Here is a 19,392-nt window from a genome sequence, read left to right on the forward strand (position 1 = left end):
GGAAATTTCATGCAATCTTTACAAGTCAAAATTCTAGATGAACGTATGCGCGAGCAGTTGCCAGCTTATGGCACACCCGGTAGTGCGGGATTAGATTTGCGCGCCTGTATCGATGAAACAATCGAAATTGCGCCGGGTCAAACAGTATTAGTCCCCACAGGTTTGGCAATTTATGTTGAAGATCCACGTTATGCTGCGTTTATTCTGCCCCGTTCAGGTCTTGGTCATAAGCACGGCATAGTCTTGGGTAATCTAGTTGGCCTGATTGACTCTGACTATCAAGGCCAACTCATGGTGAGCACCTGGAACCGTGGTTCCACGCCATTCAAGTTGGAGCCCATGGAGCGCCTAGCTCAGTTAGTAGTCATGCCTGTACAACAAGTTGAACTTAAGGTCGTTGAAGAATTTACTGAGAGTAGCCGTGGCGCCGGAGGTTTTGGAAGCACTGGTCGCAGCTAAGTCAATAATAGTTAACCGAGTAATAAAAAAGCCACCTAGTACATAACTGGGCGGCTTTTATTTTTTTGATCAAACTTATTTTCGAATATGAGCATGGCGAGCTGCGTCTTGCGACATACCTGCACCCTTACCTTCACGTGACTCTTTCTCAGCAGAAATCTCTTTACGACGCTCTTTGCAAGAACCAGCAATTTCTTGCAAAGCTTTGCGGGCCCGAGCCGCAGAGGCTTTAATACCCTTTACTTCAAACTTTTCGTTCTCAGCTTTATATGTTTCAAGTGCTTCAAGCAATTTATCGTGATGAGACATATTTTCCTTTTATTAAAAACGGTAATGAATCAAATTTCTTCTGCGGGGGCAACATCAATTTTTGCGGCTTTACCTGGTAATTTTGGTACATCAAAAGTCAGGTTCACTTTACCGTCAGCATCAATATCCACATCGACATGTCCGCCTTGAGCTAATTTGCCAAATAGCAACTCATCAGCCAAAGCTTTACGAACCGTATCCTGAATGATCCGTTGCATTGGTCGTGCACCCATCAATGGATCAAAACCATGTTTCGCTAAGTGTGCGCGCAGAGCTGGACTAAAGGTCGCATCCACTTTCTTTTCATGCAACTGCTCTTCCAATTGCATCAAGAACTTATCCACCACGCGCATGATGATGGTTTCATCGAGAGCCTTGAAGGAAACAATGGCGTCTAAGCGATTGCGGAACTCGGGGGTGAAGAACTTCTTGATATCCGCCATCTCATCGCCAGATTCACGTGCATTCGTAAAGCCGATGGTGGACTTCTGCATTGCCTCGGCCCCTGCATTGGTGGTCATGATAATGATCACGTTGCGGAAGTCTGTCTTACGACCATTGTTGTCAGTCAAGGTTCCATGATCCATGACTTGCAACAGAATGTTGAAGATATCGGGATGCGCTTTCTCGATTTCATCCAAGAGTAGTACGCAGTGAGGCTTCTTATTGACCGCCTCAGTCAATAAGCCGCCTTGATCAAAGCCTACATATCCAGGGGGAGCACCAATCAAACGACTTACGGCGTGACGCTCCATGTACTCAGACATATCAAAACGCAAAAGCTCAATACCCAAGATAAAGGCTAACTGTTTTGCTACCTCTGTCTTACCAACACCAGTCGGACCAGAGAACAAGAAAGAGCCAATCGGGCGATCAACCTTACCAAGACCAGCGCGAGTCATCTTAATAGCACTGGCCAAAGCCTCGATAGCAGGGTCCTGACCAAACACCACACTCTTAATGTCGCGATCAAGAGTCTGCAATTTACTGCGATCATCAACCGTAACCGATTGAGGTGGTATGCGAGCAATCTTGGCAACAATCTCCTCAATTTCGGGACGGCCTATCGTTTTCTTTTGCTTCGATTTAGGTAATATGCGTTGCGCCGCGCCTGCTTCATCAATTACATCGATTGCCTTGTCGGGCAAGTGACGATCATTAATGTAACGAGAGGAAAGTTCAGCGGCAGCTACTAAAGCGCCAGCAGAGTACTTCACGCTATGGTGCTCTTCAAAGCGAGATTTAAGGCCCCGCAGAATTTGCACGGTCTGATCTACACTTGGCTCTACAACATCCACCTTTTGAAAGCGCCGGGATAAGGCAGCATCTTTTTCAAAGATACCGCGATACTCAGTAAAGGTAGTTGCGCCAATACATTTCAGAGAGCCATTAGATAGAGCAGGCTTTAGTAAGTTGCTAGCATCTAAGGTGCCACCTGAAGCTGCACCAGCACCAATCAGCGTATGAATTTCATCAATAAATAAAATTCCGTGCGCGTGATCTTTTAAAGACTTCAGAACACTCTTGAGACGTTGCTCAAAATCGCCGCGGTATTTAGTGCCTGCAAGCAAAGCACCCATATCCAAGGAATAGACGGTGGCGTTTGCCAATACCTCTGGCACATCACCCTTCACGATTCTCCAAGCCAAGCCTTCAGCAATCGCAGTCTTGCCAACACCAGCCTCACCCACCAGCAAGGGGTTATTTTTACGACGACGGCATAAAACTTGTATTACACGCTCTACTTCACTCTCACGACCAATCAATGGATCGATCTTGCCTTGGCGAGCCATAGCATTGAGGTTCTGGGTGTACTGGTCTAGAGGGCTTTCTTTACCAGAGGCAGCAGACTCTTCAGTGTCTTGCGTCGACTCTACTGGCTTCACATGCTCAGCCTGATCTTTACGTACACCGTGACTAATAAAGTTCACTACATCCAAACGAGTAACACCTTGTTGTTGCAAGAAATACACCGCATGAGAATCTTTTTCACCAAATATCGCAACCAGCACATTAGCGCCAGTAACTTCTTTCTTTCCGTTTGAAGTGGATTGAACATGCATGATCGCGCGTTGAATTACGCGCTGAAAGCCTAAGGTTGGTTGTGTATCGACTTCATCATTACCAGGAACTACTGGAGTGTTGTCGTTAATAAAATTCTTTAGCTGGGCGCGTAGCTCTGCGATATTAACTGCGCAGGCCTTGAGCACTTCAACTGCAGTGGCATTATCTAGTAAGGCTGCAAGCAAATGCTCTACCGTAATGAACTCATGTCTGGATGCACGGGCGTCAACAAACGCCATATGCAGGCTTACTTCTAGTTCTTGAGCAATCATGCTTCCTCCATAGTGCACTGTAGTGGGTGACCAGCTTCACGCGATAATTCGATTACTTGATGTACTTTAGTTGCTGCGACATCGCGTGTAAAGACACCGCAAATACCTTTACCAACTAAATGCACTTGCAACATGATGCGTGTTGCAGTCTCATGATCTTTATTGAAATACTCCTGAATGACCATCACCACAAATTCCATTGGGGTGTAATCGTCATTCAGTAACAAAACTTTGTACATCGAGGGAACCTTAACTTGCTCGACTTGTTTTTCAAGTAAAAGGGTGTCCTCAACATGGGGGTTGGCAGGAATGCCTGTAGTGGGATTCTTTGGTGCGCGACTCATGAGAAACATTCTAAACACAGATATCTAAACTGGATTTTGGGGGATTCTTATTGTGAAAATCCCTAAAAAACCCTGATTTAACCCATATTGGGGCATTTTTTGATAAAAAAAGGGGGTAAATACTGGTTAATAAGGGCATTTAACTCCTTGACACCCCTACAAAAAGGGCAAACAATCGGGGGGTAGGCCTATAAAAGGGTTCTATTTAGGCGTGTTGTGGATTGAAACTGATTAAAAAGTATTTACCCTCATCACGGTTGTTTTAAGTTTATGTAATGGAGTTCGCATGGCGACCGGAATTGTTAAGTGGTTCAATGATGCAAAAGGTTTTGGCTTTATCAAACCGGATGATGGTGAAGAAGAGTTGTTCGCGCATTTCAGCGCAATTACTATGCCTGGGTTCAAGACCCTCAAGGAAAACCAAAAGGTAACTTTTGATATTACCCAAGGTCCTAAAGGCAAACAAGCTACAAATATCCAAGCGGCTTAATAGTCCTTAGATCATCATGAAAAACCCGGGATTTGTTCCTGGGTTTTTTTTCGCCTGAAATTTGCCTACCTTAAAATGCAATCATGCATACAAAAGTAAAACTCATTCACACATTCTTTATTAGCTGCTGTCTACTATGCTCAGCAAGCACTTGGGCTCAGCTCAATGTGGGACTGCCGACTGTTGAACTCAAAACAGGCATCTACCGAATTCAGGCGGAGTTAGCTGACACACCTAAAGCGAGAGAAATTGGTCTAATGAATCGCACCAGCATGCCAACCAATTCGGGAATGCTGTTTATCTTTGAACAAAAGGCGGGGCATTGCTTTTGGATGAACAATACCAAGATTCCACTCTCGATTGCCTTTATTGCTGACGATGGCAAGATTGTGAATATCGAAGAAATGCAAGCCGAAACCACAAACAATCATTGCCCTAAAGCTGCCGTGCGCTACGCTTTAGAAATGAATAAACAATGGTTCTCTGATAGGGTGATTGTTCCCGGTAGTGTCATTACGGGACTACCTAAGAGATAAACTAATATCTAGTTTTTCAAAATAAACTGGGCTGCAGCTTTAATGAATTCGGGCTCTTTTTGATTAAAGCCGTGGTAAGCCCTCGAGCCAAAAACATCGCCCTCGCTAATGCCTCCATCAATTTGAATCAATTGAGCAATGGATTGCTTGGGTCGACCGTCAATAATTCTCTCTGAGCTAACTAAAGGAGTGGTTGCGCACCCATCATCCACATGATGAATTGCCAAAACAGGCACTCTAACATCTGAGTCCACCGTTGCTGACCTATAAGTACCTGCAACAATCACACCAGCGATGAGCTTTTCTTTTTCTATTCCACCATTAACAAATTCGGTTACGCTAACTGTGCCCATGCTATGACCAAATATCCAGACTGGTAAATTAAATTTAGCCCTATAGTAGTTAACAACGTTCAAGATTCTTTGTTGATGGTCTCTAATGGATCGAGAATTACGCATACCCGCACCCAGGTCATAAGGCGTATCTACTAAAACGGAGTCAATTCCGTATTGCGCCCAAAGGGCCCTTGATCTTACAAAGGTGTGGCCGTTTGCGGTTGAGCCATCATCCTGCAAATTGAGAACACCGCCACCGCCCGGAAATAGCAATACAACCGCCTTGGCATTTTGAACGGGCGTCAATAAGGTCCTAGTAGGAGGATCATCCTTATAAGGAACATCAAAAACTTGGGAATACGATACAGAGGAAATGAATATCCCAAGTAATGTGATGAGTCGAATGATTTTCATGAGCAGATTCTGACACGCCAGGAAATAAAAAACCACCCGAAGGTGGTTTATTTGTTTCAATTAATTTTCTTACTCAAAGTGGCAAACATAATGCACTGGCTGCTCAGCACGGATGATGAAATAACCACCCTTTTCCACCTCCCAGCTTTGGCCTGCCTTGAACTCCTGCTCTGGGGCGCCATTAATGCTGACAAATGCATTGCCATCAACAACTTCCATAACTTCTTTAGTGCTGAGATCAAAACGTAAAGTGCTCGGCAATACAACGCCAACAGATTTACGTACGCCATTGGGCATTGTCACAGTATGTGAAACACACTTACCATCAAAAAATACATTGGCTTTCTTGCCAACAGAAACTTGATCAAATTGCATCTGAACTCTCTCTTTATTGTTTAAATTATTTCTTTGTACGCTTGCGTTTTGTGGTTTCAGCGATACGCATACGCAATGCATTGAGCTTGATAAAGCCGCCAGCATCAGCCTGGTTATAGGCGCCACCGTCATCATCAAAAGTGGCGATTGTTTGATCGAACAAGGTGTTTTCCGAATCTCTTGAAATGACAGATACAGAACCCTTGTAGAGTTTCAAACGAACCACACCATTGACCATCTGCTGGGTGTGATCGATCAGAGTTTGCAAAGCAATACGCTCTGGAGACCACCATAAACCGTTATAAATCAAGCTTGCATAACGCGGCATCAAATCATCTTTTAAGTGCGCTACCTCGCGATCTAAGGTAATACTTTCAATACCACGGTGTGCTTTGAGCAAAATCGTGCCGCCAGGAGTTTCATAGCAACCACGGCTCTTCATGCCGACGAAACGGTTTTCCACTAAGTCGAGGCGACCAATACCGTGCTTGCCGCCAAGGCGATTCAGTTCGGCCAATAACTCATGTGGCTTGTATGCCTTGCCACTAATAGCAACAGGATCGCCAGACTTAAATTCAATTTCAATAATTTCAGGGGCATCTGGAGCCTTTTCAGGAGATACTGTCCAACGCCACATGGATTCCTCAGCCTCAGCATTTGGATCTTCCAAATGACGGCCCTCATAGCTGATATGCAATAAGTTAGCATCCATCGAATAAGGTGAGCCACCTTGCTTATGTTTCATCTCTACTGGAATACCATGCTTTTCAGCGTAGGCCATCAACTTCTCACGAGAAAGAAGATCCCATTCGCGCCATGGAGCAATCACTTTAATTCCTGGCTCAAGAGCGTAGTAACCCAACTCAAAGCGGACCTGGTCATTACCTTTACCAGTGGCACCATGCGATACGGAGTCCGCACCAGTTAAACGAGCAATTTCAATTTGACGTTTTGCAATTAGTGGGCGGGCGATCGAAGTACCGAGTAAATACTCACCCTCATAAATCGTATTTGCACGGAACATTGGAAATACAAAGTCACGCACAAACTCTTCACGCAAATCATCAATAAAAATATTTTCTGGCTTGATACCAAATTGGAGTGCTTTGGCGCGTGCTGGCTCAAGCTCTTCGCCTTGACCCAAATCTGCAGTGAAAGTAACAATCTCACAACCATAAGTATCTTGAAGCCACTTCAAGATCACGCTGGTGTCGAGTCCACCAGAATACGCTAGTACGGCTTTTTTAATATCAGACATGATTTCTTATTCAATAAAAATTTACAAATAAATGATTTAATGTTTTTCTTAATAATTCTTTACTGCCTTTTGTCCCTTAATCCAAACGGCCACAGAGTAAGTACTCCATCAAGGCTTTTTGAACATGCAGGCGATTTTCCGCCTCTTCCCACACAATACTTTGTGGTCCATCAATCACGCCGGCAGAAACTTCCTCACCACGGTGAGCAGGCAGACAGTGCATAAATAAAGCATCAGGCTTTGCAAGTGCCATTAACTCCTCATCTACCATCCAATCCTGAAAGGCATTCATTCTTGAAGCATTTTCAGCCTCATAACCCATGCTAGTCCATACATCTGTAGTTACCAAGTCAGCATCCTTGCATGCATCCTTTGGATCAGCACAAATAGTGAGATGCTTGGCGGCATTGCTACTTAGGCGAGCTGGATCTAATTGATAACCTTCAGGTGCAGAAAAGCGCAATTGGAAATCTAAGCATTCTGCCGCCTGAATCCAGGTGTAGGCCATGTTGTTTGCGTCACCAACCCATGCGACTGTTTTTCCTTGAATCGGACCACGTGCTTCAACATAGGTAAAGATATCTGCCAGAACTTGGCATGGGTGGTACTCATTAGTCAGGCCATTAATCACAGGCACACGAGAGTTCGAAGCAAAGCGCTCAATGATTTCTTGTCCGAATGTACGAATCATAATGATGTCAGTCATTCGTGAAATGACCTGCGCGGCGTCCTCTACGGGCTCACCACGACCTAGTTGAGTATCACGGGTATTGAGATAGACCGCATGACCGCCAAGCTGGTGTATTCCCGCCTCAAATGAGAGGCGTGTACGTGTTGAATGCTTTTCAAAAATCATTGCCAAGGTACGATCATGCAGCGGGTGCCATGTCTCATAACTTTTAAATTTAGCTTTCAACCATGCTGATCTTTTCAGCAGGTAGTCATATTCTTCACGAGTGAGGTCAGCAAACTGCAGGTAGTGCTTGACCTGACCAGGCACTTGAGGCTTTGCCAGAGATGTCATAGTTGAGCTTTCTACTAAAGTTTTGGCTTGCATTTTTTTCTTAAATCAATCAACTGCACGAAAATAGAACATAAAGCCATCTTACGGTCACCTCAGGCTGTTAAGCTAGAGGGCTTAGTACTACTCCCACAAATATCCAAACGCCAACTTGAACCACAAAACGCTTTTCATTCAAGGCATTACGACTTCTGGCAAACCGTTTCGGCCCAGCGACTGGGCGGAGCGTCTTTGCGGGGTGATGGCTACTTTTCGCCCTCCAGGTGATTCTGGAGACCCTCGCTTCACTTATTCGCCCTATGTAAGACCGGTACTCATTGCAAAAGTGAAATGCGTTGTTATTGATACCAGGCTAGGTGACCTCGACCCAAGAGCGTTGGACTTTGTCATGAACTTTGCCAAAGACAACAATCTACCAATCGAAGAGGCTTGCGAGTTCAACCCAGCAACACCACCCCAGCCTTAAAAACAAAAACCCGCTCTGATGAGGAGCGGGCCTAGGTCGAAAAACCTTTCGACCAGCCTAAAACAAAAACTAAATTACGCTGCCATCGCCTTAATAGCAGCAGACAAACGTGACTTTTGACGAGCCGCAGTATTTTTGTGAGCAATCTTTTTGTCGGCAATCTTGTCGATTGTTGACTGAGATGCTGCGAATACTTTTGCAGCAGCAGCTTTATCACCAGACTCAATCGCTTTGCGAACTGCCTTAATGGAAGTGCGGAGCTTTGAACGCAAGCTGGAATTGTGCTCGTTCTGTTTTACTGCCTGGCGTGCGCGCTTACGCGCTTGTGCTGTATTGGCCATCTTTAAACCTTGCCTCTATAAATTGCTAATTACGATTAGTTAAATATCTTGCGACCCTGCCAGTTTTCTAAGCAAGCTCGCCAAAACCCAAGATTTTACCCGAAAGGGGCAAAAAAGCCCAGTCAAACAATAAATAGGGGAAAATCGGCTCATGAACCTGCTTTCTGCCGCCGCTAAGGTCAGCTCCCTCACCATGCTTTCCCGTATTACGGGGCTTCTGCGGGAAACACTCATTGCCCGTAGTTTCGGGGCTTCCGAGTGGACGGACGCCTTTAATGTGGCTTTTAGACTACCGAACCTGCTACGACGACTATTCGCCGAGGGGGCCTTTTCTCAGGCTTTTGTGCCCATTTTGGGGGAAATTTCGACAAATGAGGACCAAAATAAGGCCAAAACCCTCATAAATGCCGTTGCCACCCTTCTATTTTGGGCTTTATTGCTGACAGTATTGGCAGGGGTTATCGGTGCCCCACTATTGATTTTGGCGATCGCTACCGGCTTTTCTGGTGGTCCGACCTACGATGCGAGCGTAGTCATGACCCGGATCATGTTCCCTTACATTGGACTCATTTCCATGGTATCACTGTCCGCCGGAATCTTAAACACCTATCATCGCTTTGCGATTCCAGCATTTACACCTGTTCTCTTAAATCTCGCGCTGATAGGTAGCGCTATTTTCTTAGCGCCACATTTAGAGCAACCAATTTACGCCCTTAGCATTGGTGTACTTTTAGGTGGCGTTCTGCAATTAGCAATTCAAGTGCCATCACTTGCACGATTAGGTTTATTGCCTCGCATTGGTTTGCTACCAGGCGCGATTCAAACCGCCTTCAACAATCCAGATGCCAGACGAGTTTTAAAACTCATGGGGCCAGCTATCTTTGCTGTATCTGTTGCACAAATTTCACTCATCATCAACACCAATATCGCATCTCGCTTACAAGCCGGAAGTGTTTCATGGTTGTCTTATGCCGACCGCTTAATGGAATTTCCTACTGCACTGCTCGGCGTAGCGCTTGGTACAGTTCTCTTGCCAAGCCTGAGTAAAGCAAATGCCAAGAATGATTTAGTTCATGCGGGAGAGTTATTGGTTTGGGGCTTGCAATTAACTTTCTTGTTGGCCGCGCCTTCTGCTATTGCCCTCTTTATTTTTGGAGAACCCCTGGCGGCCGTCCTGTATCACTATGGAAAATTCAATGCGCTAGATGTGCTGATGACACAACGTGCTTTAGCAGCATATGGCGTTGGCTTAATTGGTTTGATTCTGGTAAAAATTTTGGCGCCTGGCTTTTACTCCCGTCAAGATATTCGGACGCCTGTCAAAATTGGCTTGATTGTTCTTATTGCCACCCAGCTAGCAAATCTCGTTTTTGTTCCTTGGCTAGGACATGCAGGGCTAGCCTTATCTGTTGGAACTGGCGCTTGCTTGAACGCAGCCCTACTGTGGATAGGGTTAAGTAAACGGGGCGCTCTTCCAAGTGCTGCCTGGCTCAAATATCTAGGGCAGCTATTACTCGCCCTTATCCCATTCTCAGCCGTGCTCTTTTATGCGGCCTCCGCCCATAACTGGATCGAACTTCAAGCCCAACCCTGGACTCGCATTGGCCTATTGACGCTATGGTTAACGGCTGCGGCCCTGGTTTACTTCGTTTCTTTAGCATTAGTAGGAATTCGCTGGCAAAAATTCTTACGTCATGCAAAATAGGAAGTATGCCAACACAACAGCTCGACTACTTCACTTCTTTAGTTACTGAAGACGAACACTTTCCGCTAACGGAAGCTGCTATCGCAGTGGCGCAACATGCATACCCAGGCCTAGACGTTCAAGGCGTACTCGATCAACTTGATGAACTGGGCAATAAATTAAAAGCGCGCATTACTCCGGATACATCTCCTGTTCAGCGCTTACAAATTTTGAAACACTTTTTTTATGCCGAGCTAGGGTTTGGTCCTAACCCAAATGATTTTTATGCTCCCGAAAATTCTTACTTGCACTACGTGCTTGAAAATCGTCGTGGCATTCCCATCTCTCTAGCAATTTTGATGATGGAGCTTGGGCAGCAAATTGGCTTGAAGATTCGTGGCGTCTCATTTCCAAATCACTTCATGATGCGTATCTCCCTGCAACAAGGTGAAGTGATCATGGATCCCCTAACCGGTGAATCTCTTTCCAAAAACCAACTACAAGAAATGCTGGATCCATACCTTGATGCCAAAGGCTATCGCGGCGAGCTCAGTCTCCCTCTAAACGTTTTCCTACGGGCTTCCAGCTCTAGGGAAATCCTTTCCCGATTCCTCAGAAACCTCAAGATGATCTACTCGGAGCACGAGCGCTGGGAGCGTTTATTGGGGATTCAAGAGCGCCTTGTAATTTTGTTGCCCGATTCAATTGAAGAGATTCGAGATCGCGGCCTAATCTTTGCTCAGCTTGAATACTTGCGACCCGCCTTAGAAGATATGCATCGCTATTTGAGCGAGGTACCAGAGGCGGAAGATGCTAGCGATATTCGCGAGCACATTGCAACTCTGGAAAGTCAGACAAAGTTGCACTAAAAAAATCTACCTTAAGCCAAACAGAATTTTGTTAGGCTAGTTTTTCTTACGTTGAAAAATCTTATATAGGGCAGCCAAAACTACTGGTACAACCGCTGCCCCGATGCCTACTAAAACAATGACATTGAGATTTTGGCGAATAAATGGAATATTGCCAAAGAAGTATCCTGCAATGACCAAGCCAAATACCCAAAGGACTGCACCCGTAATATTAAACAACTGAAAGCGTGAAAAGTTCATTTCAGATACGCCAGCGATAAATGGCGCAAAGGTGCGAATGATCGGCAGAAAACGCGCAAGAATAATTGTCTTGCCACCATGCTTTTCATAGAAGGCATGGGTCTTTAATAAGGCACCCTGATCGATCCAACGAGACTGAGTGCTAAATATTTTTTTACCAATCCATCGACCAATGAAATAGTTAACCGTATTGCCTGCAACTGCAGCGATCAATAAACCAAAGCATAAAGTCCAAAGATTGAAATGCTCTGTTGCGCAATAGGCTCCAGCAATAAAGAGCAAAGAATCGCCCGGCAAGAATGGTGCAACGACTAAGCCTGTTTCCGCAAATACGATCGCAAAAAGTAAGCCATATGCCCAAGGGCCATATTGAGAGATAACCACATCCAAATGGCGATCAATATGTAGCAGTAAATCGCTTAATTGCAAAAGGGCATCAATCAACACGCTCTCCAAAAATAGGTTTGATGGGCATATTAACAGGCTCTTATAATGTCTTATGCAAACTGAACTACACATTCAGCCTATGCAGTCATCAGCAAGCAATCCGATACTTTGTATTGTGGGTCCGACTGGTGCTGGCAAAACCCATCTGGCCATGTCGCTGGCGGAATACGCCAAATCTATTGGCCTAACCCTTGAACTGATCAGCATGGACTCAGCATTAGTCTATCGCGGGCTAGACATTGGTAGCGCAAAACCCACTAAAGCGGAACAAGCAGCGGTCACGCATCACCTGATAGATATTCTTGAACCAACAGAAGTTTACTCAGCAGCCCGTTTTGCGAGTGATGCAAAACAACTCTGCACAGACATTGTTAGCAGAGGAAATATTCCAGTGATTGTTGGTGGCACCATGCTCTACTGGAGAGCATGGGCATATGGCCTATCGTCTTTACCACCTGCAAACCCGGAGATCCGAGAACGATTAGATGAAGAGGGTAAGCGTATAGGTTGGCCAGCAATGCACGCCAAACTGGCCACAATCGATCCAGAAACCGCAATGCGCCTAGAGCCAAATGATTCACAACGAGTGCAGCGCGCACTCGAGGTTTACGAAATTAGTGGTAAAGCAATGTCAGCCTTGTTAGCGGAATCTCCCAGCGAAGATGGAAGAGAGGGTTCAGATATACCCAAATGGATTAACTTAGTTTCATTAGAGCCGACTGATCGCAAGCGACTGCATCAAAATTTAGAAAAGCGTTTTGATGAAATGCTCGCAGCGGGATTTTTAGATGAAGTAAGGCTATTGAGAAAAAATGAATCTCTACATGCTGACTTACCTGCTATTCGCTCGGTGGGCTATCGCCAAGCTTGGGAATTTCTCAATGGAGAAATCGATATGGAGCAAATGCGTTACAAAGCATTGGCAGCGACAAGACAATTAGGAAAACGTCAACTCACATGGCTCAGAGCAATCTCTGGCAGAAATACCTTTGACCCCTTCAACTCAATTGAGATGAAGGCGGCTCTAGACTATTGCAAAAATAGCTTGAAAGCGAATACTTAGATAAGCTTAAATAACGATAGTTTGCGGAGCATCTTTTGGACGATCTACGACTTCACCTACCGTCCATGCTTTCAAGCCTTGCGCAGTTAACGATTTAATAGCTGCGTCAGCCTGGGCCGGCGACACAATTACCACCATACCAATACCGCAGTTAAATACTCGGACCATTTCAGCATCGGCAACTCCGCCCTTCATTTGCAACCAACGGAAGAGCTCAGGCAACTGCCAACTATCACGATGCAATACTGCTTGGGTATTTTCGGGTAGCACACGTGGCACGTTATCTACTAAACCGCCACCAGTAATGTGGGCCATGCCTTTCACATCGATTTCAGAAATTAATTTCAGGAGCGGTTTCACATAAATTTCAGTTGGAGCCATGACGACATCACCCAATGATCTACCACCCAATTCATCAGTTGGTTTTGCGCCAGCGCGTTCAATAATTTTTCGCACTAAAGAGTAACCGTTGGAATGAGCGCCACTAGATCCAATTGCCAACACTACGTCGCCAGGAACAATAGTGTTGCCAGTAATGATTTTTGATTTCTCAACCGCGCCCACTGCAAAACCCGCCAAATCATATTCACCTGGGGGATACATTCCAGGCATCTCAGCAGTTTCACCACCGATCAATGCGCAGCCTGATAATTCACAACCCTTCGCGATACCACCTACTACCGTTGCTGCAGTCTCTACAGAGAGCTTGCCGCAAGCAAAATAATCCAAGAAAAATAATGGCTCGGCACCTTGAACCAAAATGTCATTCACACTCATGGCAACCAAATCCTGGCCAATGGTGTCGTGACGATTCCACTCAAAAGCTAAACGCAGCTTAGTACCCACTCCATCAGTACCAGATACCAAAACAGGCTCTTTGTAGCGCTTTGGAACCTCAAAAAGAGCTCCAAAACCACCAATTCCTGCCAAAACCCCCTCACGCATCGTTTTCTTGGCTAGGGGCTTAATGCGATCGACTAAGTCATCTCCAGCATCAATATCAACACCGGCATCACGGTAGGAAAGGCCTTTTGAAGAGGAATTGGTAGAAGAAGTCATATCTGGGCTGGAATATTAGTAAAAAATGCTACTAGGTCAGTAGAATCATTGAATTCTAGAGGATTACTCGTAATGGCTGAAATTTTTACCCCATTTTTGACCGCATTCATCCTGGCGTATGCCCTGCGACCCGTTTGCCTATGGCTTGAAAAACACCGCCTGCCCCGTGGTCTTGCTGCTGCTCTAGCCGTCCTTTTTGGTCTTGGTCTCATTTTTTTCATTCTCAGCCTCCTCATTGGGCTGCTCAAATATGAAATCCCCCTAATTCGCGCTCAAATTCCCAATTGGATTGCGAACACTCAAACCTGGCTTGGCCCACGGTTAAGTGATCTGCATATTAATTTTGATTGGGCATCTCTCAAGGTGGATGCCATTCAAAAAATTACAACACACATCAATGAGAATGCCGACAGCCTGATGAGCACTGCACTCAATACCGTTCTGCTATCGAGCAGTTCTGTCATTGCAGGTTTTGTGAACGCAATACTGATTATCTTTGTGATGTTCTATTTATTAATTGACTGGACCCATTTCTTTGGTCTACTCAGATCTATCGTGCCAGTGCGTGCGCAAAATACTGTGCATCACCTTGCAATGCATACTGATGGATTGCTTTCGCAATACTTACGCGGCATGCTGATTGTGGTGTCCATCATGGCGGCTTACTACAGTACTGGTTTAGCATTAATTGGTGTCAAGGGTGCCGTGGCCTTAGGTGTGTTCACAGCTTTAATGATTGTGATTCCCTACATTGGAATTGCTATAGGTTTAAGCCTAGCAACTATTTCAGCACTTTTGCAATTTGGCCCCAACGCAGAAGTAATTGGGGTTCTTATCCTTTTCGGCCTTGGGCAGTTTATCGAAGGCTTCTTCCTCACTCCGCGCCTAGTGGGCGAGCGGATTGGCTTACACCCCGTAGCCGTCTTGTTTGCATTGCTTTTATTTGGAAAACTATTTGGCTTCTTTGGCGTTCTTTTGGCGCTACCCATCAGCGCAGTGAGCTTAGTACTAGTGAAATACCTCTGGTCTGTTTATACACAAAGCTCTTGGTATCAAAAATAATTTCGTTGCAATGCATACACCGTCGCTTCCGAAACAATTTGCTTTAGATATTGGCCATACCCCAAAAGCCAGTCTCGAAAACTATCTGCCTGGAAACGATCGCGCCCTCATTTCGACCCTGCAAATACTCTCTGATTCATGGAAACAAAGCGCGCCAAAAGAGATTGGCAATCCACTGAATCATCGTTGGATGTATTGGTGGGGACCAAAAGGATCTGGACGCACGCACTTACTTCAAGCCATGGCAAATGCAGCCGAACTTGCCGGTCTCAAATCTTTTTCACTAACGCCCTCAGAACCCATCATCTGGGTGCGATTAGAAGAACAAATTACCGCATTGGCAGAAAATGAGCAGGCTTCTGTCATCACCGTTGATGATGTTGATCGCCTTGATGACAGGCTAGTAGGGGCGCTTTTTCGCATTCTCAATACCGTCCAAGCAAGTAAAAACATCCATATCTTTATGGCTGGCGATGCCGCGCCAGCCAATCTAGAACTACGCGAGGATCTACGAACACGCCTAGGCTGGGGTCTTATCTTTCAAACCCAGCTTCTAGATGATGATGAGAAAATACAAGCATTAGAGCAAGCGGCCAAAGAACGTGGGCTGGTACTGTCCCCAGAAGTGGTGCCATGGTTATTAAATCGCTTCTATCGTGATATGCCTAACTTAATGGCCTTAATTGATGCTTTGGATGCTTACTCGCTAGAAACAAAACGTGCTGTAACCTTGCCTCTGGTGCGAGATCTTCTCCAACCAAAATAACTTACTAAATATTTCATTTGTGACACAGTTAGCCCTTTTCGATTTAGATCACACCTTACTTCCCTGCGATAGCGACTATGAATGGGGACAGTTTTTGGCTCGCATTGGCGTAGTTGATAGCGAGTACTATGCCCGTCAGAATGAGCGCTTCTACCAAGATTACAAAGAAGGCAAGCTCGATATTCATGAATTTTTGCGCTTTGCGTTAAAACCACTTTCAGAGCACTCACGCGCACAACTCAAAGAATGGCATGATCAATTTATGCACGAAGTGATCAATGGACAGCTTCGTCAAAAAGCGATTGATTTAGTCAAACAACATCAAGATGCTGGTGATCTTTGTTGCGTTGTTACAGCAACGAATAGCTTTGTCACACGCCCGATTGTTGAACGCTTTGGTATTGAGCACCTTATTGCCACCGAACCAGCAACCAGTGGTGATAACCCATTGGCTGATTTCACGGGTGAAGTAAAGGGAAGCCCAAACTTTCGTGAAGGCAAAATTTTGAATTTGCATGCCTGGCTAGCAAAACAAGAACTAAAACTGGATCAATTGCCTCGCAGCTATTTTTATTCGGACTCCATGAATGACCTGCCACTTCTTGAGCAAGTTAGCAATCCTGTTGTTACCAATCCAGATGATCACTTGCGCAATGAAGCCCAAAAACGCAACTGGCCCATCCTCGAGTTGTTTGCATGATTACTAAGTTTTTTAAACGCATCTTGCGTCGCGACCCTATGGTCAAACACACGCATGCTAATCAGGCTGGAGCTCCAAAACGGATTACTAAAAAATCTCACCGCATTGATCCACACCTTCTATCTAAAAACGCAGTTAAGGTTACTCAAACCCTGCAACAAGCTGGTTTCGAGGCATTTATTGTCGGTGGCGCAGTACGGGATCTCGTTCTAGGAATTGAACCAAAAGATTTTGATGTGGCAACGAATGCTACTCCAGATCAAGTGCAAAGACTCTTTCGTAAAGCTCGCCTCATTGGTCGACGCTTTCAAATTGTTCACGTAACCTTCTTCGGCAAGGGCCACCCTGAAATCATCGAAGTCTCAACCTTTAGAGCCTTGCTAGATAACGCGGGTGATCATGTAGCAGAGAGCGGTCGCATTTTGCGTGACAACGTCTGGGGCTCGCAGGGAGAAGATGCTGCCCGTCGTGACTTTACGATCAATGCGATGTATTACGACCCCTCCACCGAGACTGTTCTTGACTATCACGGCGGTATGGCGGATATGCAAAGAAAAACTTTGCGCATGATTGGTGATCCAGCCAAACGTTATCGCGAAGATCCGGTAAGGATGCTCAGGGCCATTCGATTTGCCGCCAAGACAGGATTTAGTCTGGACTCCGATACTCGCTCGCCAATTGCAAAGTTAGGAAAACTATTGCAAGACGTACCAGCTGCAAGGCTCTTTGATGAAATCCTCAAGCTCTTGATGTCTGGCCATTCCTGGGCAGCCATTCAAGGGCTTCGTGAGGCTGGCTTGCACCATGGACTATTACCTTTGCTTGACCATATTTTGGATGAAGACGAAAACACTATTGGATCAAATGGCTTTGTGAAGTTAGCACTTGCTAATACCGATCAACGCATCCAATCTGGAAAAAGTGTATCGGCAGGCTTTTTATTTGCCACCCTGCTATGGCCAGACCTTCTCAAAAACTGGAAAGCCAATCTCGCCAAAGGCATGGCCAATATTCCAGCACTACAAGATGCCATGGACGAAACAATCGCCACTCAAAGTAGTGGCATGACGATACAGCGCCGCTTTGAAAGTGATATGCGAGAGATCTGGTCAATGCAACCTCGCTTTGAAAGGCGTGTAGGGCGTTACCCTTATCGCTTAATTGAAATGCCCCGTTTTAGGGCAGGCTATGACTTCATGCTTTTACGCTGCGCAACTGGGGAACAAAGTTCAGAACTTGGTGAGTGGTGGACCAGCTTCATTGCTGCAGATCCGGCAGGTCAAGAGGCATTGATGGCTAGCGCCAAGACTGAACTAGGTAATACCACTAACTCGCCAACAAAAAGACGTCGTCGTAGAAAACCCAAATCCACAAGCCCAGCAGAAGTTTCTTCGAGCTAAGCAAAGTTATAAAAATTTCGGTAAAGTAATTCCATCTCGAATTTGGAAACGTATGGCACGAGCTTTTATCGGATTTGGCGGCAACATCGGCGACACACGTCAGCTGATCACTGATGCCATTATTTGCTTAGCGCAGCGTGCTCAACTTCAGATTCTCGCTAAAAGTTGTTTCTATCAAAGCGCACCTGTTGAAGCTACCGGTGGCGACTACATTAATGCTGTAATTGAAATAGAGACAGAGCTAAGTCCCTATGGATTGCTGCACGTTTGCCAAGCAATTGAACAAGAGTTTGGTAGAGAGCGACCTTACGCAAATGCCCCCCGAACTTTAGATCTGGATATTTTGTTTTTTGAGGGCGTCACTCAGAATGAAACTGAGTTAATGCTTCCTCACCCCAAAATCATTGAGCGCTCATTTGTTTTGTTGCCCTTACTCGAAATTGCCCCTGATTTCTTTCTACCTAATTTAGGCGAATTAAAGGCCTACCTCCCTAAAGTGGCTCACCAGCGGATCGAAAAACTCCCTTGCCGTAACTGCAATTGCGGAGAAAAAGACGTTTATAGCCAAACGGCGCATTAATTCATTAAACTCTCGCCATGGGTTACTTACAGGGCGATAAGCCAATCACAATTACTAAGCTCCTCGCGATGCACGCTGAGGGTGAAAAGATTTCTATGCTGACAGCATATGATTCAACTATGTCAGCACTTCTCAATCGTTGTGGTGTTGAGGCCATTTTGATTGGTGATTCTCTTGGCAATGTGATTCAAGGGCACACCAGTACCACCCCAGTTACCGTAGAGCAAGTTGCTTATCACACTGAATGTGTAGCACGCGCCAATACGCACGTTTTTGTTATCGCTGATTTACCTTTTGCCAGCTATGGCGATCCGGTGCAGGCCCTAGATTCTGCTGCGACCTTAATGCGCGCTGGCGCCGATATGGTCAAGCTAGAGGGCGGCGATTGGCAAATCGACATCATTCAATATTTGGTTGAGCGTAGCGTACCTGTGTGTGCGCATCTCGGACTGCTCCCGCAATCCGTTCATGTTTTAGGTGGCTATAAAGTTCAAGGAAAATCCAAGGACGCTGCGAGTCTTATGCTCGAGCAAGCGATTGCATGTGAACAAGCTGGCGCGCAAATGATCGTACTCGAAGCCATTCCATCTTCGCTTGGTGAAAAAATTACTGAAGCACTATCCATTCCAACCATTGGCATTGGCGCTGGTCCAGATTGCTCTGGCCAAGTATTGGTATTGCAAGATATGTTGGGCATTAGCCCTGGCAAGCCTCCCAAGTTCGTGAAGAACTTTATGGAAGGTCACCATTCAATTGAAGCGGCCGTGAAAGCCTATGTTCGCGAAGTCAAGTCTGGAAAGTTTCCAGGACCTGAGCATGGCTTTGCTGGTTAATTAAA

General features: G+C 45.6%; 23 protein-coding genes. 13 read left to right on the forward strand and 10 right to left on the reverse strand.

The window, feature by feature from the left end; translation table 11 throughout:
- Positions 1-9 precede the first annotated feature (9 nt).
- Positions 10-459 (forward strand): dUTP diphosphatase, encoded by a 450-nt coding sequence (gene dut / locus NHB35_RS09185; RefSeq protein WP_353432066.1) that lies wholly within the window; start codon positions 10-12, stop codon positions 457-459.
- Between the two features lie 75 nt (positions 460-534).
- Here dut and NHB35_RS09190 read toward each other — a convergent pair whose 3' ends face one another.
- The 3 genes from NHB35_RS09190 to clpS are packed head-to-tail and all read right to left on the reverse strand — an operon-like array spanning position 535 to position 3,415.
- Entirely contained in the window at positions 535-768 is a 234-nt protein-coding gene (locus tag NHB35_RS09190; RefSeq protein ID WP_353432067.1) for a hypothetical protein, read from the reverse strand.
- A 29-nt stretch (positions 769-797) separates the two neighbouring features.
- Positions 798-3,104 carry an ATP-dependent Clp protease ATP-binding subunit ClpA gene (gene clpA / locus NHB35_RS09195; RefSeq protein ID WP_353432068.1) on the reverse strand — a complete coding sequence of 769 codons (2,307 nt, stop codon included), beginning with the start codon at positions 3,102-3,104 and terminating at the stop codon, positions 798-800.
- Positions 3,101-3,415, reverse strand: coding sequence for an ATP-dependent Clp protease adapter ClpS (gene clpS, locus NHB35_RS09200; RefSeq protein WP_353433435.1), 315 nt, complete (start codon positions 3,413-3,415; stop codon positions 3,101-3,103). The genes clpA and clpS overlap by 4 nt, the downstream gene beginning before the upstream one ends.
- Before the next feature lie 319 nt (positions 3,416-3,734).
- Between clpS and NHB35_RS09205 the strand changes: the two genes are divergently transcribed.
- Together NHB35_RS09205 and NHB35_RS09210 are read left to right on the forward strand one after the other, a co-directional pair.
- Positions 3,735-3,938, forward strand: a complete 204-nt coding sequence (locus NHB35_RS09205) for a cold-shock protein (RefSeq protein ID WP_011903586.1) — start codon at positions 3,735-3,737, stop codon at positions 3,936-3,938.
- Between the two features lie 83 nt (positions 3,939-4,021).
- Positions 4,022-4,474, forward strand: a complete 453-nt coding sequence (locus NHB35_RS09210; RefSeq protein ID WP_353432069.1) for a DUF192 domain-containing protein — start codon at positions 4,022-4,024, stop codon at positions 4,472-4,474.
- 8 nt (positions 4,475-4,482) lie between these two features.
- Here NHB35_RS09210 and NHB35_RS09215 read toward each other — a convergent pair whose 3' ends face one another.
- The 4 genes from NHB35_RS09215 to argF form a co-directional block, all read right to left on the reverse strand.
- Positions 4,483-5,223 (reverse strand): hypothetical protein, encoded by a 741-nt coding sequence (locus NHB35_RS09215; RefSeq protein ID WP_353432070.1) that lies wholly within the window; start codon positions 5,221-5,223, stop codon positions 4,483-4,485.
- A 69-nt stretch (positions 5,224-5,292) separates the two neighbouring features.
- Positions 5,293-5,598: a pyrimidine/purine nucleoside phosphorylase gene (locus NHB35_RS09220; RefSeq protein ID WP_215390696.1), complete on the reverse strand. Its 306-nt coding sequence runs from the start codon at positions 5,596-5,598 to the stop codon at positions 5,293-5,295.
- Between the two features lie 25 nt (positions 5,599-5,623).
- Positions 5,624-6,856 (reverse strand): argininosuccinate synthase, encoded by a 1,233-nt coding sequence (locus tag NHB35_RS09225; RefSeq protein WP_353432071.1) that lies wholly within the window; start codon positions 6,854-6,856, stop codon positions 5,624-5,626.
- A 76-nt stretch (positions 6,857-6,932) separates the two neighbouring features.
- On the reverse strand, positions 6,933-7,880 hold the full coding sequence (argF, locus tag NHB35_RS09230; RefSeq protein ID WP_353432072.1) for an ornithine carbamoyltransferase: 948 nt from the start codon (positions 7,878-7,880) through the stop codon (positions 6,933-6,935).
- A 148-nt stretch (positions 7,881-8,028) separates the two neighbouring features.
- Between argF and NHB35_RS09235 the strand changes: the two genes are divergently transcribed.
- The gene (locus tag NHB35_RS09235; protein ID WP_173956353.1) at positions 8,029-8,343 is read left to right on the forward strand and encodes a DUF3579 domain-containing protein; all 315 of its coding nucleotides are present in this window, start codon (positions 8,029-8,031) and stop codon (positions 8,341-8,343) included.
- A 74-nt stretch (positions 8,344-8,417) separates the two neighbouring features.
- Here NHB35_RS09235 and rpsT read toward each other — a convergent pair whose 3' ends face one another.
- Positions 8,418-8,684 (reverse strand): 30S ribosomal protein S20, encoded by a 267-nt coding sequence (gene rpsT / locus NHB35_RS09240; RefSeq protein ID WP_173956354.1) that lies wholly within the window; start codon positions 8,682-8,684, stop codon positions 8,418-8,420.
- Between the two features lie 151 nt (positions 8,685-8,835).
- Here rpsT and murJ point away from each other — a divergent pair, with 151 nt between their 5' ends.
- Positions 8,836-10,389 carry a murein biosynthesis integral membrane protein MurJ gene (gene murJ / locus NHB35_RS09245; RefSeq protein WP_353432073.1) on the forward strand — a complete coding sequence of 518 codons (1,554 nt, stop codon included), beginning with the start codon at positions 8,836-8,838 and terminating at the stop codon, positions 10,387-10,389.
- Positions 10,390-10,394: 5 nt separating this feature from the next.
- A complete protein-coding gene (locus NHB35_RS09250) occupies positions 10,395-11,237 on the forward strand; it encodes a tetratricopeptide repeat protein (protein WP_353432074.1) in 843 nt (280 codons plus the stop codon).
- Positions 11,238-11,273: 36 nt separating this feature from the next.
- On the opposite strand, the gene NHB35_RS09255 is transcribed toward NHB35_RS09250, so the two are convergent.
- Positions 11,274-11,918, reverse strand: a complete 645-nt coding sequence (locus tag NHB35_RS09255; RefSeq protein WP_353433436.1) for a VTT domain-containing protein — start codon at positions 11,916-11,918, stop codon at positions 11,274-11,276.
- Between the two features lie 58 nt (positions 11,919-11,976).
- Here NHB35_RS09255 and miaA point away from each other — a divergent pair, with 58 nt between their 5' ends.
- Positions 11,977-12,987, forward strand: coding sequence for a tRNA (adenosine(37)-N6)-dimethylallyltransferase MiaA (miaA, locus tag NHB35_RS09260; protein ID WP_353432075.1), 1,011 nt, complete (start codon positions 11,977-11,979; stop codon positions 12,985-12,987).
- A 6-nt stretch (positions 12,988-12,993) separates the two neighbouring features.
- Here miaA and purM read toward each other — a convergent pair whose 3' ends face one another.
- Positions 12,994-14,046 carry a phosphoribosylformylglycinamidine cyclo-ligase gene (gene purM / locus NHB35_RS09265; protein ID WP_353432076.1) on the reverse strand — a complete coding sequence of 351 codons (1,053 nt, stop codon included), beginning with the start codon at positions 14,044-14,046 and terminating at the stop codon, positions 12,994-12,996.
- A gap of 72 nt (positions 14,047-14,118) precedes the next feature.
- Here purM and NHB35_RS09270 point away from each other — a divergent pair, with 72 nt between their 5' ends.
- From NHB35_RS09270 to panB, 6 genes are read left to right on the forward strand one after another with little or no spacing between them, the layout of a single operon-like run.
- Positions 14,119-15,108: an AI-2E family transporter gene (locus tag NHB35_RS09270; RefSeq protein WP_353432077.1), complete on the forward strand. Its 990-nt coding sequence runs from the start codon at positions 14,119-14,121 to the stop codon at positions 15,106-15,108.
- A 10-nt stretch (positions 15,109-15,118) separates the two neighbouring features.
- Positions 15,119-15,874 (forward strand): DnaA regulatory inactivator Hda, encoded by a 756-nt coding sequence (hda, locus tag NHB35_RS09275; RefSeq protein ID WP_353432078.1) that lies wholly within the window; start codon positions 15,119-15,121, stop codon positions 15,872-15,874.
- Between the two features lie 19 nt (positions 15,875-15,893).
- On the forward strand, positions 15,894-16,574 hold the full coding sequence (locus NHB35_RS09280) for an HAD family hydrolase (protein WP_353432079.1): 681 nt from the start codon (positions 15,894-15,896) through the stop codon (positions 16,572-16,574).
- On the forward strand, positions 16,571-17,974 hold the full coding sequence (gene pcnB, locus NHB35_RS09285) for a polynucleotide adenylyltransferase PcnB (RefSeq protein WP_353432080.1): 1,404 nt from the start codon (positions 16,571-16,573) through the stop codon (positions 17,972-17,974). Before NHB35_RS09280 ends, pcnB begins: the two co-directional genes overlap by 4 nt.
- 52 nt (positions 17,975-18,026) lie before the next feature.
- Entirely contained in the window at positions 18,027-18,554 is a 528-nt protein-coding gene (gene folK / locus NHB35_RS09290) for a 2-amino-4-hydroxy-6-hydroxymethyldihydropteridine diphosphokinase (protein ID WP_353432081.1), read from the forward strand.
- Positions 18,555-18,571: 17 nt separating this feature from the next.
- A complete protein-coding gene (gene panB, locus NHB35_RS09295) occupies positions 18,572-19,387 on the forward strand; it encodes a 3-methyl-2-oxobutanoate hydroxymethyltransferase (RefSeq protein WP_353432082.1) in 816 nt (271 codons plus the stop codon).
- Positions 19,388-19,392 lie beyond the last annotated feature (5 nt).

This window comes from Polynucleobacter sp. MWH-UH23A (genome assembly GCF_040409805.1).
Lineage (GTDB): Bacteria > Pseudomonadota > Gammaproteobacteria > Burkholderiales > Burkholderiaceae > Polynucleobacter.

Bases quoted from the DNA above. Each gene is read 5' to 3' on its own strand.
- purM (WP_353432076.1), bottom strand. From the start codon at position 14,046: ATGACTTCTTCTACCAATTCCTCTTCAAAAGGCCTTTCCTACCGTGAT.
- murJ (WP_353432073.1), top strand. From the start codon at position 8,836: ATGAACCTGCTTTCTGCCGCCGCTAAGGTCAGCTCCCTCACCATGCTT.
- NHB35_RS09215 (WP_353432070.1), bottom strand. From the start codon at position 5,223: ATGAAAATCATTCGACTCATCACATTACTTGGGATATTCATTTCCTCT.
- NHB35_RS09190 (WP_353432067.1), bottom strand. From the start codon at position 768: ATGTCTCATCACGATAAATTGCTTGAAGCACTTGAAACATATAAAGCT.
- NHB35_RS09270 (WP_353432077.1), top strand. From the start codon at position 14,119: ATGGCTGAAATTTTTACCCCATTTTTGACCGCATTCATCCTGGCGTAT.
- NHB35_RS09225 (WP_353432071.1), bottom strand. From the start codon at position 6,856: ATGTCTGATATTAAAAAAGCCGTACTAGCGTATTCTGGTGGACTCGAC.
- NHB35_RS09205 (WP_011903586.1), top strand. From the start codon at position 3,735: ATGGCGACCGGAATTGTTAAGTGGTTCAATGATGCAAAAGGTTTTGGC.
- NHB35_RS09210 (WP_353432069.1), top strand. From the start codon at position 4,022: ATGCATACAAAAGTAAAACTCATTCACACATTCTTTATTAGCTGCTGT.
- panB (WP_353432082.1), top strand. From the start codon at position 18,572: ATGGGTTACTTACAGGGCGATAAGCCAATCACAATTACTAAGCTCCTC.
- dut (WP_353432066.1), top strand. From the start codon at position 10: ATGCAATCTTTACAAGTCAAAATTCTAGATGAACGTATGCGCGAGCAG.
- hda (WP_353432078.1), top strand. From the start codon at position 15,119: ATGCATACACCGTCGCTTCCGAAACAATTTGCTTTAGATATTGGCCAT.
- clpA (WP_353432068.1), bottom strand. From the start codon at position 3,104: ATGATTGCTCAAGAACTAGAAGTAAGCCTGCATATGGCGTTTGTTGAC.
- argF (WP_353432072.1), bottom strand. From the start codon at position 7,880: ATGACATCTCTGGCAAAGCCTCAAGTGCCTGGTCAGGTCAAGCACTAC.
- NHB35_RS09250 (WP_353432074.1), top strand. From the start codon at position 10,395: ATGCCAACACAACAGCTCGACTACTTCACTTCTTTAGTTACTGAAGAC.
- miaA (WP_353432075.1), top strand. From the start codon at position 11,977: ATGCAAACTGAACTACACATTCAGCCTATGCAGTCATCAGCAAGCAAT.
- pcnB (WP_353432080.1), top strand. From the start codon at position 16,571: ATGATTACTAAGTTTTTTAAACGCATCTTGCGTCGCGACCCTATGGTC.
- NHB35_RS09220 (WP_215390696.1), bottom strand. From the start codon at position 5,598: ATGCAATTTGATCAAGTTTCTGTTGGCAAGAAAGCCAATGTATTTTTT.
- rpsT (WP_173956354.1), bottom strand. From the start codon at position 8,684: ATGGCCAATACAGCACAAGCGCGTAAGCGCGCACGCCAGGCAGTAAAA.
- folK (WP_353432081.1), top strand. From the start codon at position 18,027: ATGGCACGAGCTTTTATCGGATTTGGCGGCAACATCGGCGACACACGT.